We start from the raw sequence: 7,893 nt of genomic DNA, 5'->3' as shown, positions 1-7,893 counted from the left end.
CCCACCGACGCAGGAGGCGTGACGCATGGCGGATAGCACGCGCCGCGTCTCGGTCCGGCTGTCGCTGGATGACGCCGCCCGGGTCAAGCAGGAGCTGCGCGAGGTCGGCGAGACCGGCCAACGCAGCTTGGAGCGCATCCAGGGCGGTGCCGATCGCGCCTCGCGCGCGCTCGATCTGCTCGACGTCGCCGTCCGCGGCGTGCAGATCGCCGGCCTCGCCGCCGGACTGCGCGCCGTGGTGGTGGCGGGCGACGCACTCACCCAGTCCATGGGGCGGCTGAACACCGCGCTCGGCTCAGTCGAACGTGCCGGCGAGATCTACGACCGGCTGTATCGCGACAGCCTGCAGACCGGCGTTGCCGTGCGCGAGAGCGTGGACGCCCTCGCCCGCTTCTCGATCGCCGCCCGGGAGATCGGCGCCACCTCCGATCAGGTGGCCACCCTGGTCGGCGGGCTGCAGCGCATCGCCATCGCCTCGGGCGCCAGCCAGCAGGAGATCGCCTCCTCCACCCAGCAGCTCGCCCAGGCGCTGGCGTCGGGCACGCTGCAGGGCGACGAGCTGCGCTCGATCCTGGAGGGCCTGCCGACCCTGGCGCAGGCGCTGGCGCGCGAGCTCGGCGTCTCCATCGGCGAGCTGCGCAAGCTCGGCTCCGAGGGCAAGCTCACCGCCGACACCGTCTTTCCGGCACTGCTGCGTGCCGTCGAGCGGCTGAATGGCGAGTTCGAGCGCGCCCCGCTCTCCGTCAGCCGCGCCTTCGGCCAGCTCACGGCCGCCGCCGACCAGTTTTTGGCCCGGCTCGACCAGGCGATCGGCCTGTCCAACGCACTGGCGCGTGCGCTGTCCGGTGCCGCCCGCGTGCTGGAAGGCGTACGCCGCGGCTCCGGCCTGCTTGCCCCGTCCGAGCAGGAGGCCGACCGCCGCGCCCAGGCCGAGGCCCTGCGCGCCCAGATCGCCCGCCTCGAGGCGGAGAGCGAGGGCTACAGCCTGCGCTCCCAGCCCCGGCGCGGGAGCATCCGCGGCGGGCTGGTCGGCACCGCGCGGCAGCAGGCCGGCGTGGACCGCGCTGCCCGGCTGGAGGAGCTGCGCCGCCAGTACACCGAGCTCCAGGAGGAGATCACCCGCGGCGAGCAGGCTGCCGGTGAGCGCCAACGCACCGAGCAGGAGAGCGCCGCCGCCCAGGCCGCCGAGGCCCGCCGCCGCCGCACTGCCGCCGATGCCGAGGAACTGCGCAAGGCGCTGGACGACCGCTTCCGGATCAACAGCGAATACGAGGACCGCACCCGCCGCCTGCGCGAGGCCGAGGCCGCCGGCGGCATCACCGCCGCCGATCGCACCCGTCTCGAAACTCTGGCGCTGCAGGAGCGCGACGAGGCGCTGCGGCGCCTCGAGCCGCGCGTCGCCGCCGTGCGCCGCGCCAGCAACGAGGGCGCCCGCGAGGCGCGTGAGGCCGAGCGCGAGATCAACGACATCATCCGCGAGCGCGAGCGGCTGATCCAGAACAACGAGAACGCCCAGGAGCGCTACACCCGCCGCCTCGAGACCCTCGGCCGGCTGGTGGAGCGCTCCGAGCGCATCGGCCAGCCCATCCCCGACGAGACGGTCTCGCGCGAGGCCAATGCCGCGCTGGAGGAGTTGGAGCGCCGCCAGCAGCGGGTGCAGGAGGCGACGGCCCAGACCAACGACACCGCCCGCGAACTCGGCCTGACCTTCTCCAGCGCCTTCGAGGATGCCGTGGTAAAGGGCGAGAAGCTGCAGAAGGTCCTGCAAAGCATCCTGCAGGACATTTCCCGCCTGGTGCTGCGCAAGGCGGTCACCGAGCCCCTGGTCGGCGCCCTGGGTAGCGCCCTGGGCGGCTTTGATCTGTCCAAGGCCATCACGAGCGGCTTTGGCCTGTTTGGCATGGATGGCGGCCTCAAGGCGGCAGCCAACGGGGCGGTGTTCGGCGGTGCCGGGGTGATCCCCTTCGCCCGGGGTGGCGTCGTCGACCGGCCAACCCTGTTCCCCTTTGCCCGGGGCACCGGCCTGATGGGCGAGGCTGGCCCAGAGGCCATCATGCCGTTGCGCCGGGGCCGCGATGGCAAACTCGGCGTCGCCGCCGACGGCGGGACCAGCACGATCAACATCACCATCAACAGCCCCGACGCGGACGGCTTCCGCCGTTCGGCCGATCAGGTAACCGCGGCGATCGCGGATGGCGTGCGCCGTGGGGGACGCCTTCGATGAGCTTTCACGAGGTTCGCTTTCCGGATTCCATCGCCTATGGCGCCACCGGCGGCCCGGTCTGGTCGACCAACGTCGCGGCCGTCTCCTCCGGCATCGAGCAGCGCAACCAGAAATGGACGGCGGCGCGACACAGCTACAACGTCGAGACCGGCATCAAGACCCTGGCGCATTTCTCCCAGGTGCTGGCTTTCTTTCACGCGCGACGCGGACGGCTGTTCGGCTTCCGGTTCAAGGATTGGGGCGACTACTCCACCGCCGTCAGCCCGGAAATCGCTATCACGGCGAACGACCAGGCGATCGGCACCTATACCGGCGCGCCGTTGCAGATCGCCAAGCTCTATGGCGATGCCGAAGGCAGCTACATGCGAACGTTGCGCAAGATCGTGGCCGGCACCGCGCGCGTTGCCGTCAGCGGCACGGAGACGCTTTCGAGCGGGTACTATCCCTGGTCGGTTGATCTGAACACCGGCCTGCTGAGCTTCACCGGATCGGGCCTCACGCTGCCAACCGGCCTCGCCATCACCGTCGGCTGCGAGTTCGATGTGCCGGTTCGCTTCGACACCGACAGCCTCTCCGGCACCTATGAGGGATGGCGCCGCCTGCCCATCCGCAACATCTCGATCATCGAACTGAGGTTCTGACCATGGCACTGCTTGGGTTCGAGGGCTTCGATGCCTACGGTGACGTCACCCAGCTCGGGCAGCAATTGTCGCTGACGACGACGGGTGGCGCCTATGCGGCCATCAAGACGACGACGCCGCGGACCGGGCGCGCCTGCATGACATTCCGCATGGTGGTCAACGGCCCGGGTGGCACCGTGCGCCAGTCGTTCACGCTGTCCGGGACCACGGTCATCGTGGGAGTTGCCGTGCGGTGGCTGACGTTCCCGCTGGGTACGGTCCGGCCCCGGGTCAGGCTCTGGTCGTCAGGCACAAGCCGCAGTGGCATGGCGTTCGGCGTGAACAGCAGCGGAAATCTTTATGTCGGGCTTGGCGGGCCAACGACGGTGACCGGGCTCGGCACCGATGTCAGCACGACGCTATGGACGAATACCGGCGAAATCGAGCCGCTGAACTCGTGGATCTATTACGAGCTCAAGGTATCTCTGACATCGACAACCGCAGGATCCTGGTCGCTGCGCCGCAATGGCCAGGTCGTGCAGGCGCAGAGTGGCGTCGCAACCCTGGTCAATGCTGCCGATGCCATATCGGCCGTCATCGTCGAAATCGGCATCGCGGGCAGTACCCTTCCATATATTGACCAGCATTTCGACATCGATGATCTGTACGTATGCGATGGTTCGGGGTCCGCGCTGAACGATTTCCTCGGATCGGTCCGCGTGCGCAGCCTGAAACCCACGGCCAACAACTCCGTCGCAATGACGCCGAACACCGGCACCAATTGGGCAGCGGTGGCCGATGCCACGCCTGATGACGACACCACCGTTGTCTCCGCCGCCTCGGCGTCGCTGACGGATACCTATGCGATCGAGGATCTGCCTGCCTCTGCCGCCATCGTCCGCGCGCTACGTGCGATCTATCGCGTGAGAAAGGAGGACGCCTCGGCGGTCGAGACGACGCCGGTCCTCATCAGTTCCGGCGTAACTGCGACGGGCAATCTGGATGCCCCCGACACCACCTACCGCTACTTCGTGAGCCTGTTTCCGATTGACCCTGCGACCGGCGTCGCCTGGACGCCTGCCGCCGTGAACAGCCTCCTGGCCGGCGTGCGGCGCGTCGCATGAGCGAGGCCACGCGCGTTACGCAGTTCGCGGCCGAGGAACTTGATGCCGGTGGCGGATCGGTCGACTTCACCCAGGTCGCGGCCGAGGAACTCGATGGCGGTGGCGGATCAGTCGACTTCACCCAGGTCGCGGCCGAGGAGCTCGATGGCGGCGGCGGATCGGTCAACGTCACCCAGCTGGTGCTCGAAGTACTGGCCGAGGATGTCTTTCCGGCGCGCCTGACCCAGTTCCGCACGGAGGCGCTGGTCGCCAGCAGCATGGCTGGTGATGCCGCGGCGACCACCTGCGACCTGTGGCGCATCCGGCGCAGGGACGCGACGGTGCTGCGCTTTGCCGCGCTGGATCGCGATGTGGTCTATGGCGGCGAGGTCTATTCTGCGGCAGCTCCTTTCGAGGCGACGGCGAGCGAGAGCAACCGAACACTGGCCGCCGGCCAGATGGAAGTTGCCGGGATTCTTTCCTCGCCCGCGCTTTCTGCTGCCGACCTGCTCAACGGCCTCTACGATGACGCGGACTACACCGTGATGCTGGTAGACTGGGCCGATCCGGGGCGCGGCGTCGAAGTCAAGCGGGCCGGGCGCATCGGCACGGTCAAGGCTGGCGAGACGCAGTTCTCCGCCGAGCTGTTTGACGATGCCCGACGTCTCGACACCCCGGTGCTGGACGTGGTTTCGCCGGAATGCCGGGTCGTGCTCGGCAGCGCGCGCTGCGGCATCGTGCTCGCGACCTGGACGCGCACGGCGACGGTGACGTCTGTCGATGGCGCACTGCAATTCACCGGCGCGGGCTTCACCGAAGCTGCTGGATGGGCGACCTATGGCCGGGTCACAATGACCAGCGGGGCGAACGCGGGCGCCGTCCGCGATGTGCGCATCCACGGCGCCGGTGGCGTGGTCGGGGTCTGGGAGCCCTGGTTCCAGCCGATCGCTGTCGGCGACTCGTTCAGCATTACGGCAGGCTGCGACAAGCGGTTGGCCACCTGCCGGGATAGATTCGCCAATGTGCCGAATTTTCGGGGCTTTCCGTCGGTGCCTGGCACCGACGCCCTGATCCGGTATCCCGATGCCCGCTGACGGCGCGACGGTGGCCGCAGAAGCCCGCCTCTGGATCGGCACACCCTGGCACCACCAGGCGCGGCTAAGGAGCGTGGGCGTCGACTGCGGCGGCCTGGTGGTCGGCGTGGCCCGCGATCTCGGTCTGCCACTGGACGACTACCCGCCAGGCTATGGCCGGCATCCGGACGGCCGCAGCCTCCGGGCATGGATCGAGGCGCGGTTCACTCGGATCGCCGCCATGGAGGAGGGCGCCATGCCACTGATGGAATTCACGCCAGGCCTGCCGCAGCATGTCGGGATCGTCACGCGCCTGGCTGGCGGCTGGGGGCTTGTCCATGCCTGGGCACAGCTGCGTCGAGTGGTCGAGCACCCCATCACCGACGACTGGACCGCCCGCATCTGCCGCGACGGGGCTGGCCCCCTGGTCTATCGCCTGCCCGGGATTGTGTGACGCATGGCGACGCTGGCTTTATCGGTGGTCGGCGGGATCATCGGCACGGCGCTCGGCGGCCCGGTGGTTGGTGCGGCCATTGGCCGAGGCATCGGCGCCCTGGCCGGCGCCTACATCGACAGCACGCTGTTCGCCCCCAAGGCGAAGAACACGTCGCAGGAAGGCCCGCGCCTCGGCGACCTGAAGTCGACGATCAGCAGCTACGGTGCGGTGATCCCCTTGGCATTCGGCCAGCGCATCCGCTGCGGCACCAACATCATCTGGTCGCAGGCTCTGATCGAGACCGCGACCACCACCACAATGCGCAGCGGCGGCGGCAAGGGTGGCAGCAAGCGCAGCACCAGCAGCACGACGAGTTTCACCTATGCCGCGAATTTCGCGGCCATGATCTGCGAGGGGCCGATCCAGGCCGTGCGGCGCATCTTTGGTGACGGAAAGGTGTTCTACGACTCCACGCAATCGCCGGCGACCAACCTGGCCTCCGGCGTGCGGATCTATCTCGGCTCGGAATCGCAGAGCGCCGACAGCCTGATCGCAGCGGTCGAGGGGGCTGCGAACACGCCCGCCTATCGCGGCGTGGCCTACATTGTCTTCGAGGAGCTGCAACTCGCCAATTTCGGCAACCGCATTCCGCAGATCGAGGTCGATTTCGAGCCTGCGCAGGAGACAGTCGGGGCTGCACTGGCGAAGCTGGCCGCACGCGCAGGGGTGACCGCACTCGATTGCGCCAGCATCGACCTTGCCCTGCCTGGCTATGTCGTGCGCCGCGCTGCATCCGCCCGGAGCGCCATGGAAGAATTGATGACGGGCTTTTCCCTGGTCGGTGTCGGTAGCCCGGGCGGGATCACGATCAAGCCGCGGGGCATCGCCAGCACCGGCGGCATGGACTTCGACCAATTCGGCACCGGCGAGAACCGGCCGGCCGAAAGCGAGCGCTACACCGTCTCCCGCGCTGAGGAGGCAGCGATGGCGGCCTCGATCTCCCTCACCTTCGCGGACCCGGCACGCGATTATCAGGAGAACACCGTCCGGGCTTCGCGCCAGGATGGCAGCGCCGCGGCTTCGGCATCCTATGATTTCGCCATCGCGCTCGACGCCAGCCTGGCCAAGGCGCGGGCCGAGCAGATTCTGCGGGATCTGTGGGCGGCGCGAACCACCATCGACGGGCTGCGCCTGCCGCCATCGTTCCAGTCCCTGCGGCCGGGCGACAGCGTGGATGTGCTGCTTGCCGACGCTTGGCGCCGGGTCAACGTGACCAAGGCGGCGATCGGTGCCAATGGCCTGGTCGAGGTCTCGGGAGCGGTCGAGATCATCGGCGCATGGGCGCCGCGCACGGCCACGGCCGCAAGCCCGTCCGTGCGGCCGGCGCCGTTCCCGGCCATCGTCCCGACGACGCTGGTGATGATGGACATCCCGCTGCTCTCGACGGTCGACGATGACGCAGGCTTCTATTACGTCGCGGGTGGGCCCGCGGGCTGGCGCTCGGCGGCGGTGCTGCGGGCGCAGGACAATGTGAGCTTCGGCGAGATCGCCTATCCGATCGGGCAGGGCGTGATCGGCACCTGCGGCACGACGCTGGCCGATGGGCCTTGGCTGTTCATCGATGAAGCAAACTCGCTGGACGTGACGCTGCTGGACATGACCGACACACTGGAAAGCACCACGGATGCCGGGCTCTACCTCGGGCGGAACGGCGCGCTCGTCGGATCGGAGATCATTCAGTTTCGCACCGCGGCCCTGATCGCCGCGGGGACCTACCGTCTGTCTGGGCTGGTGCGCGGGCGGATGGGCACGGATCGCCACACGGCAACGCACGGTGGCGGCGAGCGCTTTGTGCTGCTCGACGGGTCGATCGGGATGGAGCGTGTGCGCGATGGCCTGGCGTTGCGCGGGGCCACGTTCTTCTACAAGGGCGTCAGCCTCTATCAGCAGGCGTCGGCGGTTTCCTCATTCACCTTCACCAACGGGTGCGAGGCGCTGCGGCCCTATTCGCCGGTGGCGGTGGCGGGGCTGCGCAATGGCGGCGGGGATATCGCGCTGTCGTGGACGCGGCGCACCCGCATTCCGTCGGCCTGGTCGGATGGGGTCGATGTGCCGCTGGGCGAGACGGCCGAGCGATACGAGGTCGAGATCATGAACGGCGGCACGGTGGTCCGCACCATCACCGAACTGACGACGCCGGCGGCGACCTATCCGGCCGCAGATCAGGTGACGGATTTCGGGAACACGCAGGCGAGCCTGGCGGTCCGCGTCTATCAGGTCAGCCCCGAAGTTGGGCGCGGCGCGGCGCGGGTCGCCACGGTCTGAAGGAGAGCCCATGTCCGGGACAACAACCCCACGCCTGGCCCTGCCCTATATCGCGGTAGGGCAGGCGCAGAAGGAACTCGCGCATAGCCAGGGGCTGAACCGGCTCGATGCA

At 68.7% G+C, this 7,893-nt stretch carries 6 protein-coding genes; all 6 read left to right on the top strand.

Annotated features, from left to right (window positions below; translation table 11 throughout):
- Window positions 1-25: 25 nt before the first annotated feature.
- The 6 genes from H7965_RS27660 to H7965_RS27635 are packed head-to-tail and all read left to right on the top strand — an operon-like array spanning window position 26 to window position 7,781.
- Window positions 26-2,224 carry a tape measure protein gene (locus H7965_RS27660; RefSeq protein ID WP_186773756.1) on the top strand — a complete coding sequence of 733 codons (2,199 nt, stop codon included), beginning with the start codon at window positions 26-28 and terminating at the stop codon, window positions 2,222-2,224.
- The gene (locus H7965_RS27655; RefSeq protein WP_186773755.1) at window positions 2,221-2,865 is read left to right on the top strand and encodes a DUF2460 domain-containing protein; all 645 of its coding nucleotides are present in this window, start codon (window positions 2,221-2,223) and stop codon (window positions 2,863-2,865) included. Before H7965_RS27660 ends, H7965_RS27655 begins: the two co-directional genes overlap by 4 nt.
- Before the next feature lie 2 nt (window positions 2,866-2,867).
- Entirely contained in the window at window positions 2,868-3,968 is a 1,101-nt protein-coding gene (locus H7965_RS27650) for a hypothetical protein (protein ID WP_186773754.1), read from the top strand.
- Window positions 3,965-5,041: a DUF2163 domain-containing protein gene (locus tag H7965_RS27645; protein WP_186773753.1), complete on the top strand. Its 1,077-nt coding sequence runs from the start codon at window positions 3,965-3,967 to the stop codon at window positions 5,039-5,041. The genes H7965_RS27650 and H7965_RS27645 overlap by 4 nt, the downstream gene beginning before the upstream one ends.
- Entirely contained in the window at window positions 5,031-5,474 is a 444-nt protein-coding gene (locus H7965_RS27640; protein WP_186773752.1) for a C40 family peptidase, read from the top strand. Before H7965_RS27645 ends, H7965_RS27640 begins: the two co-directional genes overlap by 11 nt.
- A 3-nt stretch (window positions 5,475-5,477) precedes the next feature.
- Window positions 5,478-7,781 carry a phage tail protein gene (locus H7965_RS27635; RefSeq protein WP_186773751.1) on the top strand — a complete coding sequence of 768 codons (2,304 nt, stop codon included), beginning with the start codon at window positions 5,478-5,480 and terminating at the stop codon, window positions 7,779-7,781.
- Window positions 7,782-7,893 lie beyond the last annotated feature (112 nt).

The sequence above is a fragment of the Siccirubricoccus deserti genome (genome assembly GCF_014283215.1).
In the GTDB taxonomy this organism is placed as follows: domain Bacteria; phylum Pseudomonadota; class Alphaproteobacteria; order Acetobacterales; family Acetobacteraceae; genus Siccirubricoccus; species Siccirubricoccus deserti.
This window is presented reverse-complemented; position numbering and strand designations above follow the sequence as displayed.

Excerpts from the sequence above, each read along its gene's own strand:
- H7965_RS27645 (WP_186773753.1), top strand. The coding sequence starts at position 3,965 with ATGAGCGAGGCCACGCGCGTTACGCAGTTCGCGGCCGAGGAACTTGAT.
- H7965_RS27660 (WP_186773756.1), top strand. The coding sequence starts at position 26 with ATGGCGGATAGCACGCGCCGCGTCTCGGTCCGGCTGTCGCTGGATGAC.
- H7965_RS27640 (WP_186773752.1), top strand. The coding sequence starts at position 5,031 with ATGCCCGCTGACGGCGCGACGGTGGCCGCAGAAGCCCGCCTCTGGATC.
- H7965_RS27655 (WP_186773755.1), top strand. The coding sequence starts at position 2,221 with ATGAGCTTTCACGAGGTTCGCTTTCCGGATTCCATCGCCTATGGCGCC.
- H7965_RS27635 (WP_186773751.1), top strand. The coding sequence starts at position 5,478 with ATGGCGACGCTGGCTTTATCGGTGGTCGGCGGGATCATCGGCACGGCG.
- H7965_RS27650 (WP_186773754.1), top strand. The coding sequence starts at position 2,868 with ATGGCACTGCTTGGGTTCGAGGGCTTCGATGCCTACGGTGACGTCACC.